19 protein-coding genes are annotated in these 19001 nt (G+C 73.0%); 12 read left to right on the top strand and 7 right to left on the bottom strand.

Features of this window, described 5'->3' with window-relative positions; translation table 11 throughout:
- Positions 1 to 34 precede the first annotated feature (34 nt).
- Positions 35 to 589 carry a response regulator gene (locus tag BLW47_RS21720; RefSeq protein WP_091561280.1) on the top strand — a complete coding sequence of 185 codons (555 nt, stop codon included), beginning with the start codon at positions 35 to 37 and terminating at the stop codon, positions 587 to 589.
- Between the two features lie 44 nt (positions 590 to 633).
- Here the strand turns inward: BLW47_RS21720 and BLW47_RS21715 are convergent, their stop codons facing one another.
- A complete protein-coding gene (locus BLW47_RS21715; RefSeq protein ID WP_091561276.1) occupies positions 634 to 972 on the bottom strand; it encodes an STAS domain-containing protein in 339 nt (112 codons plus the stop codon).
- Positions 973 to 1195: 223 nt separating this feature from the next.
- Here BLW47_RS21715 and hemL point away from each other — a divergent pair, with 223 nt between their 5' ends.
- Genes hemL through mqnP form a run of 8 tightly spaced genes read left to right on the top strand, consistent with a single transcriptional unit; the run spans position 1196 to position 9690 of the window.
- Positions 1196 to 2536, top strand: coding sequence for a glutamate-1-semialdehyde 2,1-aminomutase (gene hemL / locus BLW47_RS21710; RefSeq protein WP_091561273.1), 1341 nt, complete (start codon positions 1196 to 1198; stop codon positions 2534 to 2536).
- Positions 2537 to 2538: 2 nt separating this feature from the next.
- A complete protein-coding gene (locus tag BLW47_RS21705; protein WP_091561272.1) occupies positions 2539 to 3186 on the top strand; it encodes a histidine phosphatase family protein in 648 nt (215 codons plus the stop codon).
- Between the two features lie 5 nt (positions 3187 to 3191).
- Entirely contained in the window at positions 3192 to 3764 is a 573-nt protein-coding gene (locus BLW47_RS21700) for a TlpA family protein disulfide reductase (RefSeq protein ID WP_091561269.1), read from the top strand.
- Complete coding sequence (locus BLW47_RS21695; protein ID WP_091561267.1) at positions 3764 to 4573, top strand: cytochrome c biogenesis CcdA family protein; 810 nt, start codon at positions 3764 to 3766, stop codon at positions 4571 to 4573. Before BLW47_RS21700 ends, BLW47_RS21695 begins: the two co-directional genes overlap by 1 nt.
- Positions 4573 to 6222, top strand: a complete 1650-nt coding sequence (gene resB, locus BLW47_RS21690; protein ID WP_091561264.1) for a cytochrome c biogenesis protein ResB — start codon at positions 4573 to 4575, stop codon at positions 6220 to 6222. The genes BLW47_RS21695 and resB overlap by 1 nt, the downstream gene beginning before the upstream one ends.
- Complete coding sequence (gene ccsB, locus BLW47_RS21685) at positions 6222 to 7193, top strand: c-type cytochrome biogenesis protein CcsB (protein WP_091561262.1); 972 nt, start codon at positions 6222 to 6224, stop codon at positions 7191 to 7193. The genes resB and ccsB overlap by 1 nt, the downstream gene beginning before the upstream one ends.
- Positions 7194 to 7252: 59 nt before the next feature.
- Entirely contained in the window at positions 7253 to 8713 is a 1461-nt protein-coding gene (locus BLW47_RS21680) for a menaquinone biosynthesis decarboxylase (RefSeq protein ID WP_091561258.1), read from the top strand.
- A complete protein-coding gene (gene mqnP, locus BLW47_RS21675) occupies positions 8710 to 9690 on the top strand; it encodes a menaquinone biosynthesis prenyltransferase MqnP (RefSeq protein ID WP_091561255.1) in 981 nt (326 codons plus the stop codon). Before BLW47_RS21680 ends, mqnP begins: the two co-directional genes overlap by 4 nt.
- Before the next feature lie 5 nt (positions 9691 to 9695).
- On the opposite strand, the gene BLW47_RS21670 is transcribed toward mqnP, so the two are convergent.
- Entirely contained in the window at positions 9696 to 10670 is a 975-nt protein-coding gene (locus BLW47_RS21670) for a terpene synthase family protein (protein WP_091561252.1), read from the bottom strand.
- A 192-nt stretch (positions 10671 to 10862) separates the two neighbouring features.
- On the opposite strand from BLW47_RS21670, the gene BLW47_RS21665 reads away from it, so the two are divergent.
- A complete protein-coding gene (locus tag BLW47_RS21665) occupies positions 10863 to 11492 on the top strand; it encodes a UbiX family flavin prenyltransferase (protein WP_091561247.1) in 630 nt (209 codons plus the stop codon).
- 16 nt (positions 11493 to 11508) lie between these two features.
- Here BLW47_RS21665 and BLW47_RS21660 read toward each other — a convergent pair whose 3' ends face one another.
- A complete protein-coding gene (locus BLW47_RS21660; RefSeq protein WP_091561245.1) occupies positions 11509 to 11763 on the bottom strand; it encodes a BldC family transcriptional regulator in 255 nt (84 codons plus the stop codon).
- Between the two features lie 247 nt (positions 11764 to 12010).
- On the opposite strand from BLW47_RS21660, the gene BLW47_RS21655 reads away from it, so the two are divergent.
- Positions 12011 to 12460, top strand: coding sequence for an Lrp/AsnC family transcriptional regulator (locus BLW47_RS21655; RefSeq protein WP_091561242.1), 450 nt, complete (start codon positions 12011 to 12013; stop codon positions 12458 to 12460).
- 43 nt (positions 12461 to 12503) lie between these two features.
- Entirely contained in the window at positions 12504 to 13589 is a 1086-nt protein-coding gene (gene cds1, locus BLW47_RS21650) for an L-cysteine desulfhydrase Cds1 (RefSeq protein WP_091561240.1), read from the top strand.
- A gap of 9 nt (positions 13590 to 13598) precedes the next feature.
- On the opposite strand, the gene BLW47_RS21645 is transcribed toward cds1, so the two are convergent.
- The 4 genes from BLW47_RS21645 to BLW47_RS21630 all read right to left on the bottom strand — a co-directional run bounded on the left by BLW47_RS21645 (position 13599) and on the right by BLW47_RS21630 (position 18807).
- Positions 13599 to 14219: a putative glycolipid-binding domain-containing protein gene (locus BLW47_RS21645; protein ID WP_175543746.1), complete on the bottom strand. Its 621-nt coding sequence runs from the start codon at positions 14217 to 14219 to the stop codon at positions 13599 to 13601.
- A gap of 108 nt (positions 14220 to 14327) precedes the next feature.
- A complete protein-coding gene (locus BLW47_RS21640) occupies positions 14328 to 16106 on the bottom strand; it encodes a DEAD/DEAH box helicase (protein ID WP_091561387.1) in 1779 nt (592 codons plus the stop codon).
- Between the two features lie 216 nt (positions 16107 to 16322).
- On the bottom strand, positions 16323 to 17210 hold the full coding sequence (locus tag BLW47_RS25715) for a hypothetical protein (protein WP_091561237.1): 888 nt from the start codon (positions 17208 to 17210) through the stop codon (positions 16323 to 16325).
- Positions 17211 to 17358: 148 nt separating this feature from the next.
- Positions 17359 to 18807 carry a C40 family peptidase gene (locus BLW47_RS21630; protein ID WP_245736878.1) on the bottom strand — a complete coding sequence of 483 codons (1449 nt, stop codon included), beginning with the start codon at positions 18805 to 18807 and terminating at the stop codon, positions 17359 to 17361.
- Positions 18808 to 19001: the final 194 nt, after the last annotated feature.

Raw genomic sequence — 19001 nt, 5'->3', positions numbered from 1 at the left:
TGGGCATCGTGAGCGCGAGTGAGAGGGAGAAGCCGTGAGCGACATGGCGAAGGCGCTGCTCGTCGACGACCGGCGGGAGAATCTGCTCGCGCTGGAGGCGATCCTGCAGGGCCTGCCCGTGCAGTCGGTCGCGGTGGAGAGCGGCGAAGCGGCGCTGAAGCAGTTGCTGGTGGACGACTTCGCGGTGATCCTGCTCGACGCGCAGATGCCCGACATGGACGGCTTCGAGACGGCGAGCCACATCAAGCGGCGCGAGCGGACCCGGCACGTTCCGATCATCTTCCTCACCGCGGCTGACCGGGACGCGCAGCTCGCGCTCCGCGGGTACGCGGTCGGCGCCGTCGACTACCTGACCAAGCCGTTCGACCCGTGGGTGCTGCGGGCCAAGGTCTCGGTCTTCGTGGAGCTGTGGACGAAGAGTCGGCAGTTGATCGCGCAGTCAGAGGCGGTGCGGGAGCGCGAGGCGCGCTGGCGGTCGCTGACCGGCGCGGTCGACTCCGCGATCGGGCTGCTTCGCGGCGATGATCCGGAGGCCGCGGCGCAGGCGATCGAGAGGCTGGAGCAGGCCCGCTGGGGGGCCGAGGCATAGCGCCCGCGGGCGGCGTGGCGACCCGGCGGGCGGGCCGCGGCGGATCAGCCCGTCGCCTGACCGTTGCGGATCATCAGCGCCGACCGCAGCCCGGTGATGTCGAGGACCCGCAGCAGGAAGTCCCCGACGTTGGTGAGCAGCAGCAGACTCTGCGCGTGGCTCGCCTTGCGGCTCAGCACGACCAGCGTGCCGAGCCCCTGCGAATCGCAGAATGTGACCCCGCTCATGTCCAGGACGATGCGCGGCGGCGCGTCGGCGGCGAGGACCTCGTTGACGGTGCTGGACAGCCGAGCGGCGGTGAGCATGTCAATCTCACCGGCGAGGTTCAACACCGCTTCGTCGGTCGTTCGCTGGATCGCGATGGACAGCTCCGGACGCTCCACGCGGCCAGCGTATCGCGATCTAGGCGAGCCGGCCTGTTGACGGACGGGGGGGTCCCCCGGGTGGCACGTCCGCGACGGCTCGCGCCGGGGCGCGGAGCGCGGCGGCGCGAGCGGCACCGCGCGCGTCGGTGGTGCGGGGAACGCGTCGCCGCACAGTGAGCGGGACAACCCGGCCAGGGGGCGCTGCCGCTCAGGCCGGTGACGCTGACACAATGGCTAAACCGTGACCGATACCTTTGCTGCTGGCTCCGGTCCTTACGCGGCCGACGCGCCGGCCTCCCAGGCCCTCTTCGACCGCGCCCGCGCCATCGTGCCGGGCGGGGTGAACTCCCCTGTGCGTGCCTTCGGCGCTGTCGGCGGCACCCCCCGGTTCATGGTGCGGGGCGCCGGCCCGTGGCTCTTCGACGCCGACGGACGCCGCTACCTGGACCTCGTCTGCTCGTGGGGTCCGCTGATCCTCGGGCACGCGCATCCCGAGGTGGTCGCGGCCGTGCAGGAGGCCGCGGCGCACGGCACCAGCTTCGGCACCCCGACGCCGGGGGAGGTGGAGCTGGCCGCCGAGATCGTGGCGCGCACGCCGGTCGAGCAGGTCCGGCTGGTGAATTCCGGCACCGAGGCGACGATGTCCGCGATCCGCCTGGCCCGTGGCTTCACCGGACGCTCCAAGATCATCAAGTTCGCCGGCTGCTACCACGGGCACGTCGACGCGCTGCTGGCCGCCGCCGGCTCCGGGGTCGCCACGTTCGGGTTGCCGGACTCGCCCGGCGTCACCGGGGCGGCCGCCAGCGAGACCATCGTGCTGCCGTACAACGACGTCGCCGCGGTCGAGGCCGCCTTCGCCGCCGAGGGCCCGGACATCGCGGCGATCATCACGGAGGCCGCCGCGGGCAACATGGGTGTGGTGGCCCCGCGCGACGGCTTCAACCAGGCCCTGGCCCGGATCGCCCACGCGTACGGCGCGGTGCTCATCGTCGACGAGGTGATGACCGGATTCCGGGTTTCCCGCGGCGGCTGGGCGGGGCTCGACCCCGTCGACGCGGACCTGTTCACCTTCGGCAAGGTGATGGGCGGCGGTCTGCCCGCCGCCGCGTTCGGCGGACGGGCCGAGATCATGGCGCGGCTGGCGCCCGCCGGCCCCGTCTACCAGGCCGGCACGCTCTCCGGGAATCCGCTCGCCTGCGCCGCCGGCCTCGCCACTCTGCGGCTCGCCGACGACGCGCTCTACCGGCGGCTGGATGAGACCTCGGCGGTGGTGAGCAAGCTGGTCACCGACGCGCTCGGCGCGGCGGGGGTGCCGCACCGGCTCTCCACGGCCGGCAACATGTTCTCCGTCTTCTTCACCGACGCCGACGTGTCCGACTACGACAGCGCCCGCACCCAGGACGTCGCCGCGTTCAGGGCGTTCTTCCACGCGATGCTCGCCGGCGGCGTCTACCTGCCGCCGAGCGCCTACGAGTCGTGGTTCGTCTCGGCGGCGCTCGACGACGCGGCCCTGGAGCATGTGGCCGGGGTGCTGCCGGGGGCGGCGACCGCCGCGGCCGCCGCCGCGGGGACAGGGGGGTAACGATGACGAAGACCGTCGTACATGTGCTGCGGCACGGCGAGGTCCACAACCCGGGCAAGATCCTGTACGGCCGGCTGCCCGGTTTCCGCCTGTCCGAGCTGGGCGCCCAGATGGCGAAGGCGGCGGCACAGGCGCTCGCGGAGCGGGACATCACGTACGTGGTGGCCAGCCCGCTGGAGCGCGCGCAGGAGACGGCGGACCCGATCGCCGCCCAGTTCGGGCTCCCGGTCGCGGTGGACGAGCGGCTGATCGAGAGCGCCAACTGGTTCGAGGGGAAGCGGGTGTCGCCCGGCGACGGCTCGTTCCGCGACCCGCGCAACTGGTGGGTGTTGCGCGACCCGGTGACCCCGTCCTGGGGCGAGGCCTACCGGGTGATCGCCGAGCGGATGTTCGCGGCGCTGCACGCCGCGCGGGTCGCCGCGGAGGGGCACGAGGCGGTCTGCGTGTCGCACCAGCTGCCGATCTGGACGCTGCGCCGGCACGTCGAGCGCAAGCGGCTGTGGCACGACCCGCGCAGGCGGCAGTGCGGGCTGGCGAGCCTCACCTCGTTTCACTTCGAGGACGCGAAGATCGTCGGGATCGGGTACTCCGAGCCCGCCGCCCACCTGGTCGCGATGTCGCCGTCGGCGCGTACGGCCAAGGGAGCCTGATCCGGATGCGGCGCGCCTGGCTCTCCGCCCTGCTCGCGCTCGTCACGGCCGTCGCGGTCACCGGCTGCTCCGGCGGCGGAACCTTCGAGGACGACTGCGAGACCCGGGACGGCGTGCTGGAGTGCGCGCCGGGCACGCGCGCGCCGGCACCGAAGGTCGCGGGCGAGCTGCTCGACGGGGCGCGGTACGACATCGCGCAGGAGCGCGGCAACGTCGTCGTGGTCAACTTCTGGGGATCGTGGTGCGCGCCGTGCGTGGCCGAGGCGGATGATCTCGAGTCCACCTATCAGGCGACGAGGGACAAGGGCGTGCGCTTCCTCGGCGTGAACGTCAACGACGGCCGGGACAAGGCGAAGGCGTTCGAACAGGGGCGGGTCACGTACCCGAGCCTGTTCGATCCGGGCAGCCGCGTCGCGCTCGACTTCCAGGTGCCGCCGAACTCCGTACCGGCCACGATCGTGCTCGACCGCGACGGCCGGATCGCGGTCGTGATCCGCCGGGGCGTGACGCAGGACGTGCTGCGGCCGATCGTCGAGCGGGTGGCCGCCGAAGGGCCGGCCCCCGACGGGTCCCGCTGATGGGGGAGACCTTCGAGAACATCGCCAACAGCGGTCCGCTGCTGTTGGCGATCGGGGCCGCCGCGCTCGCCGGCCTGGTCAGTTTCCTGTCCCCGTGCGTGCTGCCGCTGGTCCCCGGCTACCTCTCCTACGTGACCGGCCTGGCCGGCAGCGACCTGGACGCCTCCCCGACGGGCCGGACCGCACCGGCGGCCGGCGCGGTCGCGGTGGCGCAGCGCAGCGGGCGGGCGGTCAAGGGTCGGGTGCTCGCCGGGACGCTGCTGTTCATCGGCGGCTTCACCGTCGTGTTCACGATCACCGCTGTTGTCGCGACGACGCTGGGGCGGGCGCTGTTCACCCATCGCCGGCTGCTCGAGATCATCATCGGTCTCCTGGTCATCGTGCTCGGGCTGGCCTTCCTCGGGCTGATCCCGGGCATGCAGCGCGAGTTCCGGATCCACCGGCTCCCCGCCGCCGGCCTGCTCGGCGCCCCGGTATTCGGAGCGGTCTTCGCGCTCTCCTGGGTGCCCTGCGTCGGGCCGACGCTCGGCGCGGTGCTGGGGATGGCGGCGACCACGGGACGCGTGGACCGCGCGGTGGTGCTCGCCGTGGCGTACTGCCTGGGGCTCGGGCTGCCCTTCGTGATCTTCGGGCTCGGCTTCCAGCGGCTGCTCGGCCTCTTCCAGGCGATCCGCCGGAACAGCCGGTGGGTCACCCGGGCCGGCGGCGCGCTGCTCATCCTGGTCGGGCTGGCGCTGCTCACCGGCGGCTGGGGCAACTTCATCATCTGGCTGCAGACGACGGTCGGGCCCGGCGAGGTGGGTATCTGATGTCGCAGGTCGACGAGCGGACCGCGCCGCCGGCCGCGCCGCCGACGCGTCGTCGCGCCAATTGGGCCGTGGCGCTGCCGCGCAACGCCTGGCGGCAGCTGACGAGCATGCGGACAGCGCTCGTCCTGCTCTTCCTGCTCGCGGTCGCGGCGATCCCCGGCTCCGTGCTGCCGCAGCGCAGCGTCAACGTCGACCAGGTCAACGCGTACTACGACCGGCATCCGAAGCTGGCCCCGGTGCTGGAGCGGCTCGGCGGGTTCGAGGTCTTCGCGTCGCCCTGGTTCTCCGCGATCTACCTGCTGCTCTTCACGTCGCTGGTGGGCTGCATTCTGCCGCGGCTGCGCGATCACCTCCGCGCGCTGCGCTCGGCGCCGCCGGACGCGCCGCGCCGGCTCGACCGGCTGCCGCAACACGCCGTGCTGCCCGGGCACGACGGCGACCTGTCGGCGATCGCGGCGGAGCTGCGCAGGCAGCGGTGGCGGGTCGTGGCGCGGGAGGGCACGGTCTCGGCCGAGAAGGGCCACTTCAAGGAGACCGGGAACCTCCTGTTCCACCTCTCGCTGATCGGCGTCCTCGTCGGCGTCGGGCTGGGCTCCTGGTACGGCTGGCACGGCAACCGCCTGCTCGTCGCCGGCTCCGACCACGCGTTCTGCAACACCCTTCAGCAGTACGACGAGTACGGCCTCGGACCGCGGCTGCACCCGACCGACCTGCCGCCGTTCTGCCTGGAGCTGACGGACTTCGAGGCGAAGTTCCTCGACTCCGGCCAGCCGGACTCCTACCGGGCGACGGTCAACGTCGACGAGGCCGGCGGCGCGCCGCGCCGGGAGTCGTTCTCGGTCAACTCGCCGCTGCGGCTCGACGGCGCCAACGTCTACCTGCTGGGTCACGGCTACGCGCCGGTGATCCGCTACACCGACCGCTACGGCCGGTCGCAAACCAGCGTGGTGCCGTTCCCGGAGAGCGACGCGACGATGACCAGCCAGGGTGTGGCGATGTTCCCGGACGCGAACGTCGACCCGAAGACCGGCGAACGCGACCCGTCGCTGCAGATGGGGTTCCAGGGGCTCTACCTGCCCACCACTCCCACCGACACGTTCGAGGCGCGCTCGCTGCACCCCGCCGAGCGCAATCCGGGGCTGCTGCTCGTCGCGTACCGCGGCGACCTGGGGCTGGGCACCGGCATCCCGAGCTCGGTGTACGTGCTGAACCAGCGGCAGATCGACGACGGCAAGCTCGAAGAGGTCGGCCGGTCCAAGGTGTTGCGCAAGGGCGACACGTGGACGCTCGGCGACGACACGAAGGTGGAGTTTCTCGGCACCCGGCCGTTCGCGGTTCTCTCCGTACGGCACGATCCGGGTGAGATGATCGTCCTGGTCAGCGCCGGGGTGCTGCTGACCGGGCTGATGATGTCGCTGGCGGGGCGGCGGCGTCGGGTGTGGTTCCGGGTGACGCCGGCCGGTGACTCTACGACGGCTAGTAGTAGATTGGTCGAGGCCGGTGGACTCCCGCGCACCGACTACCCCGGCTTCGCCGACGAGTTCGCCGCGCTGGTGGCGGCGGTGACCGGCGGGGAGCCTGCTGCGGAGAGATCCGCGAACGGGCGGGGCCAGCGCGACCGCCCGGAGCCGCGAGAAGGGACCGACTGATGGCCGAGCTCAGCAACCTGCTCCTGGTCGTCGCCATCCTGGCGTACCTGCTGGCGATGGTCTGCCACGCCGCCGAGTACGCGTTCGGCAGCCGCAGCGTGGTCGCGCGCGCCGCCACCCGACCCGCCCGCGAGCTGGTCGCGGTCGGCGCGGGCGCGCCCATGAAGGCCGACCTGCCGCCGGCTCCGCCGGGGCCGCCCGCACCGCCCGCGCGTTCCGGGGCGATCGCCGGGCGCGCCGCCGTCATCGTCACCGCGCTCGCCGGCCTGGCCCATCTCGGCTCGGTCGTCACCCGCGGCGTCGCGGCGCAGCGGTTCACCTGGGGCAACATGTACGAGTTCGCCCTGACCATCACCCTCGTCGCCACGGCGGCCTGGCTGGTGCTGGTCACCCGTCGGCCCGAGCTGCGACACCTCGGCCTCTTCGTCGCGCTCGCGATGGTGCTGATGCTCGGCACCGCCGGGATGGTCTTCTACACCGAGGTCGGCCCGCTGATGCCGGCGCTCAAGTCGTCCTGGTTCATCGTGCACGTCGCGGGCGCGGCGTTCTCGTCCGGGATCTTCCTGCTCGGCTTCGTCCCGGCGATGATGTACCTGATCCGCTCCGGCTACGACCGCGGCAAGCGCAGCTTCCCGTACACGCTCGGTCGTCGCGTCCCGGCGGCCGCCGCGCTGGAGCGGCTCACCTTCCGGCTGCACGCGTTCGCGTTCCCGATCTGGACGTTCGCGGTGGCGGCCGGCGCGATCTGGGCCGAGGCGGCGTGGGGCCGTTACTGGGGCTGGGACCCGAAGGAGACCTGGGCGTTCATCTCCTGGGTGGTGTACGCCGGCTACCTGCACGCCCGCGCCACCCCGAGCGTGAAGCGCTCCACCGCCACCTGGATCGCGATCCTCGGCTTCCTGACGATGCTGATGAACCTCATCGGGGTCAACCTGTTCTTCTCCGGCCTGCACTCCTACGCCGGCGTCTAGGCCACGCCCCGGCGACCCGGCTCGGCGCTGTCCGGGGTGGATGAGACAGACTGACAGCCATGGCGCGTGGGTTTCCGTACACCGATCTCAAGGACTTCGTCGCGGCGCTGGAGCGCGCGGGTGAGCTGCGGCGCGTGTCCGTGCCGGTCGACCCGACGCTGGAGATCAGCGAGGTGGTCACCCGCACCGTCCGCGCGCACGGGCCGGCGCTGCTCTTCGAGCGCCCGACCCGGGGCGAGATGCCGGTGGCGATCAACCTGTTCGGCACCGAGCGGCGGATGGCGATGGCGCTCGGTGTCGACCGCCTCGACGAGGTCGGTGAGCGGATCGGCGCCATGATCAAGCCGGAGCTGCCGGTCGGTTGGTCGGGGATCCGCGAGGGGCTCGGCAAGGCGATGCAGCTCAAGTCGCTGCCGCCGCGGAAGGTGAAGACCGCCCCCTGCCAGGAGGTGGTCTACCGGGACGGCGACGTCGACCTGAACCGGCTGCCCGGCCTGCAGGTGTGGCCCGGCGACGGCGGCATCTTCCACAACTACGGGCTGACCCACACGAAGCACCCGGAGACCGGCAAGCGGAACCTGGGGCTCTACCGGCTCCAGCAGCACTCGCACAACACGCTCGGCATGCACTGGCAGATCCACAAGGATTCGACGGCGCACCACGCGGTGGCGGAGCGGCGCGGCGAGCGGCTGCCGGTGGCGATCGCGATCGGCTGCGACCCGGTGGTCAGCTACGCCGCCTCGGCGCCGCTCCCCAGCGACATCGACGAATACCTGTTCGCCGGCTTCCTGCGTGGCGAGCGGGTGGAGATGGTGGACTGCCTGACGGTGCCGCTGCAGGTGCCGGCGCACGCGCAGATCGTGCTGGAGGGCTATCTGGAGCCGGGGGAGCGGTTGCCGGAGGGGCCGTTCGGTGACCACACCGGCTTCTACACCCCGGTCGAGCCGTTCCCGGTGCTGCACATCGAGTGCATGACCATGCAGCGCGATCCGGTCTACCACTCGATCATCACGTCGAAGCCGCCGCAGGAGGACCACGGCCTCGGCAAGGCGACCGAGCGGATCTTCCTGCCGCTGCTGAAGATGCTGATCCCGGACATCGTCGACTACGACCTGCCGGCCGCCGGGGTGTTTCACAACTGTGCGATCGTGTCGATCCGCAAGCGGTACCCGAAGCACGCCCAGAAGATCATGAACGCGATCTGGGGCGCTCACCTGATGTCGCTGACCAAGCTGATCGTGATCGTCGACGAGGACTGCGACGTGCACGACTACAACGAGGTGGCGTTCCGCGCCTTTGGCAACGTCGACTACGCCCGCGACCTGCTGCTCACCGAGGGGCCGGTCGACCACCTGGACCACTCGTCCTACCAGCAGTTCTGGGGTGGCAAGGCCGGCATCGACGCCACCCGCAAGCTCCCCACCGAGGGCTACACCCGTGGCTGGCCGGAGGAGATGACGATGTCGCCGGAGGTCACCGCCCTGGTCGACAAGCGCTGGAAGGAGTACGGCCTCCCGTGACCTCTCCCAAGCCGTCCACCCCCGACTCCGCCGACCTTGCAGTTGCGGCCGTCGAACCGTCCGCTTCTGACCCGAATGTCGGGGCCACCACCGCGCCATCGCGGGCGAAGGCGTTCCTGCGGCTCGTGGCGATCGAACACTCGGTCTTCGCGTTGCCGTTCGCGTACCTCGCCGCGCTGACCGCGATGGCACTGCACGGCGGGCGGGTGCGCTGGCTCGACCTGCTGCTCATCACCGTGGCGATGGTCGGGGCCCGCACGTTCGCGATGGCGGCGAACCGGATCATCGACCGGCGGATCGACGCGCGCAACCCCCGTACCGCCGGCCGGGAGCTGGTGACCGGGGCGGTGAGCGTCCGGACGGCCTGGACCGGCGCGGCCGTCGCGCTCGTCGTCTTCGGAGCCGCCGCCGCGGCGCTCAACCCGCTCTGCCTGCTGCTCTCCCCGCTGGCCGTGGTGCCGCTGGTCGTCTACCCGTACGGCAAGCGGTTCACGAACTGGCCGCACGCGATCCTGGCGCTGGCCCAGGCGGTCGGCCCGGTCGGCGCCTGGCTCGCCGTGACCGGCAGCCTCGACGGTTCCGGCCCGGCGTTCCTGCTCGGCGCCGCCGTCGGGCTGTGGATCGGGGGCTTCGACCTCATCTACGCGTGCCAGGACGCCGAGGTGGACCGGCAGATCGGCGTGCGCAGCGTCCCCGCCCGGTACGGGCTGCGGTTCGCGCTGCACGCCTCGACCCTGGCGCACGTGGTGACCTTCGGGCTGTTCGGCTGGTTCGGCGCGCTCGTCGGCTTCGGCTGGCCGTGGTGGATCGGGCTGGCGCTGACCGCGCTCGCCTTCGGCTACCAGCACATCGTGGTGACCCCGACGGATCTGTCCCGGGTCAACCGGGCGTTCTTCACCGCCAACGGGTTCGTGGGGATCGCGCTGTTCTTCTTCGCGCTCGTCGACCTCGTGCTCCGGGTCGGCCTGCGGCCCTGACGCCGCTACCGCCCGCCGTCCGCCGCGGCCGGGGCGCGGTACCGCGCCGTCGTCTCCAGCGACCAGTCGATCGTTCCGCGCACGGAGTTCGCCACCCCGTCGAGGTAGTGCCGCAGCGCGGCGTCGAGTGGCGGGCCGAACGGCGGCACGGCGGTGCGCAGCTGTGCGAACCGGCGCATCCGCTCCTGCCAGCGGCGCACCACGTCCGCGACCGCCGCGCCGGCCGGCAGCCCGCGTTCGGCCGCGACCGCGAGCACGAGGTTGTGGCCGCCGGAGGTGGCCGTGTCGCGCTCCAGCGAGAGCAGGTCGTTGAACCAGGAGAGCAGGTCGTTGCCGGCCTCGCTCACCGCGCGTACGGCCGGGTGGTGATAGACGGCGTCCGGCACCGGCACGCCGGTGGCGAACTCGATCCAGGTGTAGGAGACGTACGCCGCGGAGGTGGCCCGGCGCAGTTCGACGTACTCGGCGAGGCCGGGACGCCGCCCCACGGCCTTGTTGGCGGCCTCGGCCAGCACGCCGTCGAAGTGGTGCGCCACGGCGTCGGTGAACCGCTCCCGCCAGGACGCGGGCATGCGCCGGCTCGGCGTCCGCCAGGCCTCGCGCAGCATCCGGCGCAGCGGGCCGCGCAGCGCGTCCCGCGGGGCGCGCCCGGTGCGCAGCAGGGAGAGCGCCGCGTCGAGCAGCGCGCGCAGCCGGGCCGGCTCCGGCGTCCCGGTCGCGTCGCACTCCTCGTCGAGCAGGAAGAACCAGGCGAAGAGCGCGGCGAGCACCCGCAGGTCGTCCTCCGTCGCCTCCGGGTAGAGCCGCGCGGCGTACCGCCCGAAGCCGCCGAGCGCCACCTGTTGAGCGCCGCGGCTCGTCGGAGGCAGCCCGCACCGGTGGACCCAGCCGGTCAGCCACCGCTGCACCGCGTCGGCGTGCGGGGAGATCCGCGGCGGAATGGGGCAGGTCAGCCGGTGCGCCGCCGTGAACCCGTCCACGCCCAACACCGCGCCTTTCCGCGACCCAATGCCGTGCCGCAGCCGTCCGACTTCGCCCTCGTCGGGTTCTTCGTCGTTCGGTGTCCGCCTCGCCAGAGGTCATACCATATTGGTCGGCCGCCGGGGAGCCCCGTCGGCGCGGAATCGACGCCGGCGGCAGGCGGCGCCGGTGCGGACAGGAAGGCGGGACGCATGCGAAGGCCCTGGGTGGTCGGGGTGTCGGGCGCATCGGGCACGCCGTACGCGGCGGCGGTGCTCCGGGGGCTGCTCGACGCGGGCGAGCCCGTCGACCTCGTGGTGTCCCGGGCCGCGCGGCTCACCATCCTGGACGAGACCGGCGCCCCGTTCCGGGACGCGCACTGGAAGGATGATCTCGCCGGCTGGCTCGGGCGCGACCTGGCCGGGGCGGACGTCGTGCACTGGGCCCCCGGTGACCTGGCGGCCGGACCGAGCAGCGGCTCGTACCCGGTGCGGGGGATGGCCGTCGTGCCGGCGAGCACCGCGGCGTGCGCGGGGATCGCGATCGGGCTCTCGAAGGATCTGCTGCAGCGGGCCGCGGAGGTGAACCTCAAGGAGCGGCGCCCGGTGGTGGTCGTGCCGCGCGAGACGCCGGTCACCCGCAGCCACCTGGAGCACCTGATCGGGCTGCACGACGCCGGGGCGGTCGTGCTTCCGGCCAGCCCCGGCTTCTACGGCGCCGGCGCGGCCGCGACCGCACAACAGTTGATCGACTTTGTGGCCGGCAAGGTGCTCGACGCGCTCGGTGTCGAGCACCGGCTGTTCCGGCGCTGGTCCGGCGAGCTGAACGCCGATCGTCGCTGACGGGGCCGACCGCAGCTCACGGGGTCGGTCGGACCGGGCCCGTCGGACCGCCGTTGCGGGGCTGGGACTGGGGAGAGGTCTCCTCCTCCTCCAGGACGCCTTCGCCCTCGAGCAGGGCGCGCACCTCGGACTCGCGGAACCGCCGATGCCCCCCGGGCGTGCGGATGCTGCCGATCCGGCCGGCGGCCGCCCACCGGGTCACGGTTTTGGGGTCGACGCGGAACAACGCAGCCACCTCGCCCGGCGTCAGCAGACGATCTCCAGTGTCCACGGGGTCCCCCTCCTCGCGTCGACGGAAGGCTCCGCCCTGGTCGCAGCCCCCACGGACCCTCCGCCGGAGCCTCCGCAGGGACGTAAGGTCATTAGAGCACTTCTGGCGTGCCGTGTCCGGGTAACAGGGAAAACGCCCCGTCTGAGAAGTTAGGCGGTAAGATTTGGGAGCCTATAGTCCTTTTTACCCGTCCCGCGGGACCACCGCCCGCCGGACCGCACATGAACCTGATTAGGGTCTACAGTCCGTGGACGCCATCGACCTGACCCTCGTCGAGCTGCTGCAGGGCAACGCCCGGCTCTCGTACGCCGAACTCGCCCGCCAGGTCGGACTCTCCAGCCCCGCCGTGCACGAGCGGGTGGGCAAGCTGGAGTCCGCCGGAGTGATCCGTGGTTACCGCGCCGACGTCGACCCGGAGGCGGTGGGCCTGGGCGTCACCGCGTTCATCGGCCTCGTCGAGGACTCCGGAGCGGACACCGACGACGTGCTGGAGGCGCTCCGGGCGATGCCCGGAATCGAGTCCTGCTACTTCATGGCCGGCGTGGAGTCGTTCCTCTGCATGGCCCGGGTGGGGACGATCGCTCAGCTGGAGCAGCTGATCCTGCAGCTCAACCGGATCCCCGGCATCGCCTCCACCCGTACCGCCATCGCGCTGTCGACGAAGTGGGAGGACCGGCCGCAGCAGATCACCAGCTAGCGCGTCGGTGGGTGGCCGCGGCCGGGCTTGTTACGGTCGGTCCATGGAACAGCTCGATCGGTGTAACGACACGGCCCGGGCCTGGGTGACCGAGGCGATCGCGATGGTCGAGGCCGACGCGAACCGCTCCGCCGACACCCACCTGCTGCCGTTTCCGCTGCCCCGGCACTGGAACATCGATCTCTACCTGAAGGACGAGTCGGTGCACCCGACGGGGTCGCTGAAGCACCGCCTGGCCAGGTCGCTGTTCCTCTACGGGCTCTGCAACGGCTGGATCGGCCCGGACACCGCCATCGTGGAGGCGTCGTCCGGCTCCACCGCCATCTCCGAGGCGTACTTCGCGAGGATGCTGGGGCTGCCCTTCATCGCCGTGATGCCGGAGTCGACCTCCGCCGAGAAGATCGCCCAGATCGAGTTCCACGGCGGCAAGTGCCATCTCGTACGGGACCCGGCCGCCGTCGTGGTGGAGGCGCGGTGGCTCGCCGAGGACCTCGGCGGGCACTTCATGGACCAGTTCACGTACGCCGAGCGGGCCACGGACTGGCGCGGCAACAACAACATCGCTGAGTCGATCTACGCGCAGATGGCGCTGGAGCGGCACCCGGTACCGGCCTGGATCGTGGTCGGCGCGGGCACCGGCGGCACGAGCGCCACGATCGGCCGGTACGCCCGCTACCAACGCCACTGCACCAAGGTCTGCGTGGTCGACCCCGAGAACTCGGCGTTCTATCCGGCGTGGCAGGCGGGGGACTGGACCGTGGCGACCGGACGCGGCTCCCGGATCGAGGGGATCGGTCGCCCCTCGGTGGAGGCGTCGTTCCAGCCGGCGGTGGTCGACCGGATGGTCCGCGTCCCCGACGCCGCCTCCCTGGCCGCGATGCGGGCGGCGAGCGAGCTGCTGGGCCGCCGGGTCGGGGGATCGACCGGCACCAACCTCTGGGGCGCGTTCGGGATCATCGCGGAGATGCGGGCGGCCGGGCAGAGCGGATCGGTGGTCACGCTGCTCTGCGACGGCGGCGAACGCTACACCGACACGTACTACTCCGACGTGTGGGTCGCCGAGCAGGGGCTCGACCTGGCGCCCCACCTCGGCGCCATCGAGCGGTTCCTGCTGACCGGCGCGCTGTGACCCCCGCGATCAGCGCCGCTCGGCGAGCCCGGGGTAGTGCGTCACGTACGCGTTGTCGTCGAGCTCCAACTCGGCCGTGAAGCCCTGCACCGCGAAGCGGGCCCGGTTGGGGTCGACGATCGTGTAGCCCTGGGTCGCCGGCAGCACCTCCAGGCTCGGCACGTGCACCCAGGCCACCTCGATCCGCTGCTGGGTGCCGACGTCCCCCTCCCGCAGCCCGAGCCGGCGGATCGGCAGCGTGTTGAAGAGCGGCGCGTGGCCGAGGTCCACATCGAGCGCGCCCTCCAGCCGCCCCGGCTCCTCGGTGCCGGGATAGCCCGGATTGCCGTGTCCGGCGGCCCGCAGCGCCGCGGCCAGGTCGCCCTGCTCGGCGGTACTGACGCGCCAGCGCCCGAGCGCGCGCTCCATCTTCAGCGTCCGGACCCAGCCGGCCCCCTCAACGGTCACCTCGAACCGCGACGTCGCCCAGTGCTCGTCCGTGACGAGGGAGTAGGTGCAGGTGTAGGGAACCGGGGTGACCGCGGTCGCGACGCCGCGGGCCGAGAGGCCGCGCTGGTCGTTGAGGAGGACGTGATCGGTGCCGGCGGTGTCGGTGCGGATCCAGAACAGCGACTTCGGCATGGTCGGCATGGCTCGGACGTTACCGCCGCGCGCGACCGAACGCGCGGGAGATGTGCCGGGGGGCAGAACGCGACCGGGGCCCGCAGTCGACTGCGGGCCCCGGTCGGAAAAGAGTTGTCAGTGGGTACGGGTGGGCCGGCGCTCGCCGAACCGGCGCTCGCCCTGCCAGCGGTCGTCGCGCGGACGGCCGTCCTGGCGGTACGGGGTGCGCCGCTCCGCGCCGGGGCGCGAGCCGCCGCGTTCGCCGTGCCCGGCGCGCTCGCCGAAGCGCCGCTCGCCGTAACCGGGCCGGTCGCCGTAGCCCCGGTCGCCGTAGGGCCGCTCGCCGCGGTCACCCTGCGGCCGGTCGCCGTAGCTCCGGTCGCCGCGGTCACCTTGCGGGCGGTCGCCGAAGCTCCGACCGCCGCGGTCACCTTGCGGCCGGTCGCCGTAGCTCCGACTGCCGTAGCCCCGCTCGCCGCGGTCACCCTGCGGGCGGTCGCCGTAGCTCCGGTCGCCGTAGCGGCGCTGGCCCTGCGGACGGTCGCCGTAGCGTCGTTCCCCGCGCGGGCGCTCCGGGCGGCGCGGCGCGGGTGGCTCGTCGACCACCGGCACCCCGCTCGGCTCCGCGGCACCGGTGATCTCGGCCAGCGCCGCGTCCCCGGCCCGGACCCGCGTCTGGGCCGGCTCGACGCCGGCCTTCTCCAGCATCCCGAGCGTCGTGCGGCGCTGCTTCGGCAGCACCAGCGTGACGACCGCGCCGGACTCGCCCGCCCGCGCCGTACGCCCGGCCCGGTGCAGGTAGTCCTTCGGGTCCTTCGGCGGGTCGACGTGCACCACGAGCGACACCCCGTCGACGTGAATGCCGCGGGCCGCCACGTCGGTGGCGACCAGCACGTTCATCCGGCCTTCCTTGAACTCCGCCAGCGTGCGGGTACGCACCCGCTGCGTCTTGCCGCCGTGCAGCGCGCCCGCCCGGACCCCGACGGCGGCGAGCTGCTCGACGAGTCGGTCGACGCCCATCTGCGTGCGGGCGAACATCATCGTCCGCCCCTGACGGGCGGCGATCGACGCGGCGACCGGGAACTTGTCGTGCGGCGGGATCAGCAGCAGGTGGTGGTCCATCGTGGAGACCGCGGCGGTGGCCGGCGCGGTCGAGTGGGTCACCGGGTCGGTCATGAAGCGCTTGACCAGCGCGTCCACGTCACCGTCCAACGTGGCGGAGAAGAGCAGTCGCTGCGCGTCGGCCGGCGTCTTGGCGAGCAGCTCGGTGACCTCCGGCAGGAAGCCCATGTCCGCCATCTGGTCGGCCTCGTCGAGGACCGTGATTTCGATGTCGTCGAGCACGCAGACGCCCCGGTCGATCAGGTCGCCGAGGCGGCCGGGGGTCGCCACGATGATCTCGACGCCGCGGCGCAGCGAGTCGATCTGCCGGTCGTAGGGGACGCCGCCCACGGCGGTCTTGAGGAACACGCCGACGGACCGGCCCAGTGGCATGAGCGCGTCGTTGACCTGCATGGCCAGCTCACGGGTGGGGACCAGGATGAGCGCCTTCGGGTGCAGCGGGCGCGCCCGGTCGCCGGCCGAGACGCGGGTGAGCACGGGGAGCCCGAAGGCGAGCGTCTTGCCGGAGCCGGTCTGGCCGCGACCGAGCACGTCGCGCCCGGCCAGGGCGTCCGGCAGGGTCGCGCGCTGGATCTCGAACGGGGTGGTGATGCCCTCCCGGGCCAGCGCCCGGACCAGCGGCTGCGGCAGACCGAGGGCCGCGAAGTCCGGACCGGCCGGCTCGGTGCGGTCGGTGTCGGAGCCGACGGTGTCGGCGGTGCCGGCGTCGACGGTGTCGGCGTCGGCGGTGTCGGTGTCGATCGGGGTGTCCAGGACGGACGGGAAGGTGCTGGCGTCAGCGAAAATCGTCAACAAAACCTCTCAAGGCGGGGCGTATCCTCGCGAATGGCCCGCCACGGCTTCGTCTGCGCCGTTGAATCGCCCGCAAGATCGCCCATGGGCACGCACATGGGCATGCCGGGTCAATGATCCCTACCAGTGTACGGCCATTCGATCGAAGTGCCACACCGCAGCGGTTGCCAGTGGGCCGGCTCACCCGCCCTCGGGACGGGCCGTGGGCCCCGGCGCTCAGCCGAGCAGCCCGCCGAAGATGCCGGTGAACGCGTCGCCGACGATGAGCACCACGAGGACGCCGACCCCGACGAGCAACCCGAGACCGATCACGAGCATCAGCAGGACCCTGCCGGTGCTGCCATGCTCGGCCGGGGGGTCCGGCCAGCCCTGCGCCAGGATGTGGCCCGTCAGCGACCCCGAGTTCTCCAGCGGGCTGCTCACCGGCACCGTCATGATCGTCGGATCGAGGTCGGGGCGGCCCAGCGCTTCGCTCGGCGTCGCGCCGTAGACCGTGCCGCCGAAGCGCCGCTCCGGCCGGCCGCCTTCCGGAGCTGTCGCTGGTGGCGGCGGGAACGGCGGCGGCGCCGGCTGCGGTTGCGGCGGCGCGGGCGGCGCGGGGGGTCGCGCCGGCACGGGCTGTGGTCCGGGCGCCGGCGGCGTCGGCTGCGGCCTCGGCCCGGGCGGCTCCGGCAACGGCGGCGCGGGCAGGGGCGAGGGTTCGGGACCCGGCTGCGGCAGCGGGGGTGGCGTCGGTGCGGGACCCGGCCCCGGCGGCGGTGGCGTCGCCGGTCGCGGTGGTTCGGCGGGTCGGGGCGGCTCGGCGGGCTGCGGCGTCGGCGCCGGGCGCCGCAGCGCCTGCCATTCGCCGGTGTTGTAGACGCGGGCCCGGGACCCGCCGGCCGGGATCGCGGCGGCGGCCTCCTCGGCAGTGACCTGCGGGGAGGGCCCGGGCAGCGAGACCCGCGCGCGGCCGGAGATCGCGGAATGTTGCGACGTGGACTCGACCGCGGTCCCCGCACGCTGACTGGGGACCGGCGCGTCCCCGGCGGCGTCGGCCGTGCGCTCGGCGGGGGCGGGCTCCGACGCTGTCCCCACCTGCGGCCGAACCTGCTCTTCGTCCATGGCTGCCTCCCGCGCCCCGCGCCCCGCCCGGTGTCACGTCCGGGGCGAGGAGAGTGTCCGTCTCACCGTGCCATATCCGGCCGCGCGGGCGCACTCCGAGTCCGGCCGCTCCCGCGTCCGCGCGGGCCGAGCGGACGCGGGCGACGCGTCACTGACCGCCGCTCCCGGCGACGGCCGACGGCGCGCTGCCGTTCGTCGCGCCGATGGACGGGGTGGCGGCGCTCGACTCCGACGGCGGGGCCGTGTTCGCGGGCGGGGCCGTGTTCCCGGGCGGTTGCGTGGTCGGTTCCGGCTCCGGGGTGGTCGGGTCCGGCTCGGGTGGCGGGAGCGTCGGCGGCTTCGTGGGCGGCTTCGTCGTCGGGGGCTTCGGCTTCGGCGTGATCGGCGTGGGCTGGCCGGGTGGCGTGGGCTTCGGCGTCGCCGGCGGCTTGCTGGGGGCCGGCGGCTTGGGCGCCGGGATGGTCGGGGCGTTGACCGCGTCGAACACCCGGGTGGCGGCGTAGAGGCGCGACCACCACACCTCCGACACCTTCACGACCTCGTTGCTGTTCGGCGCGTGCACCATCTTGCCGCCGCCGACGTACATGCCGACGTGGTGGATGCTCTGCCAGCTCGGGCCGGACGCGAAGAAGACCAGGTCGCCGGGGAGCAACGCGGAGCGGTCGACGGACTTGCCGCGGGTGGCGAAGTACTGGTCGTTGGCGACGCGCGGCAACGTGTAGCCGACGGTGCGGTAGGCCGCCCACATCAACCCGGAGCAGTCGTAGGCGTCCGGTCCCTCCGCCGCCCACACGTACGGCTTGCCGCGCTGGCTCAGCGCGAACCGCAGCGCCGCGACCGCCTTCGGATGCGCCCCCTTCCCCGCGATGCTCGTGTCGCGGATGATGTCCGCGCCGAGCCGCTGCTCGGCGGCCTCCTGCTGGCGCGCCACCGCCACCATCTGGTCGGCGTTGTCCTTCTCCAGCTTCGCCAGCTCGCTCTGCGACCGCTTGAAGGTCGCGTCGAACTCCGTGTACTGCTGCTGGAGCTGCGCGACGCGCGCCTGCGCGGTCGCGTACGCCTGTTGCGCGGCCTGCTCCGCGGCGCGGGTGCGGGCGGCCTCCCCCGCCGCGGCGTCCGTCGTGTCGCGCTCCTCGGAGCCCTTCTGGATGCGGGAGAGCGAGCCGAGGTCGTGCAGATCGCTGCCGAAGGCGCCCGGCGGCAGCGCCGCGGCGTTCTTCAGCGCGTCCGCGGCCGCCGCCTCGGCCTTGTGCCGGGCCTCCGTGATCGCCGCCGCCGCCGCGCGGTGCTCGGCCTCGGCGGCGGTCACGGCCGCCTTTGCCGTATCGAGCTCCTCTTGCAGCTTCAGCAGCTGCTGACCCTGCGTCGCGACCTCCGTCTGCTTCGCGACGAGCTTCGCAGCCAGCGGGTTGGTGGTCGAGGGAGCCACGGGCGGGGTCACCGTCGGCGGCGCGGGGGCGCCCGGAAGCGGGAGCGCGCCGGCGACCTGCGGCCGGGAGCCGGTGTCGGGGATCGCGTTGGGCAGCGGCGGGTCGGCGTAGGCCGGAGCCGCGAGGATGCCCGCGACCACCGCGCCGAGCAGCGCCGACCAGGCCATCGGACGTAGTACCGGATTGATCGGCCGACCGTAGCGAGCCTGTCGTTTCCGCCTGCTCATCGTCATGCCGTTTACTCTCCGTCCGGCGCCAAGACGCCGCGCCGGGGGCGCGGCGGAGTTCTCGCGTCGTGTGGTGTGCCCTGTCCCACTCTGTACTACCGCAGAACGCCGGCCGTGTCGATGCCGTCGTGGGT

The organism is Micromonospora pattaloongensis, assembly GCF_900107255.1.
GTDB lineage: Bacteria > Actinomycetota > Actinomycetes > Mycobacteriales > Micromonosporaceae > Micromonospora_I > Micromonospora_I pattaloongensis.
The sequence above is the reverse complement of the archived record's forward strand: the minus strand, read 5'-3'. Positions and strand labels throughout refer to the sequence as shown.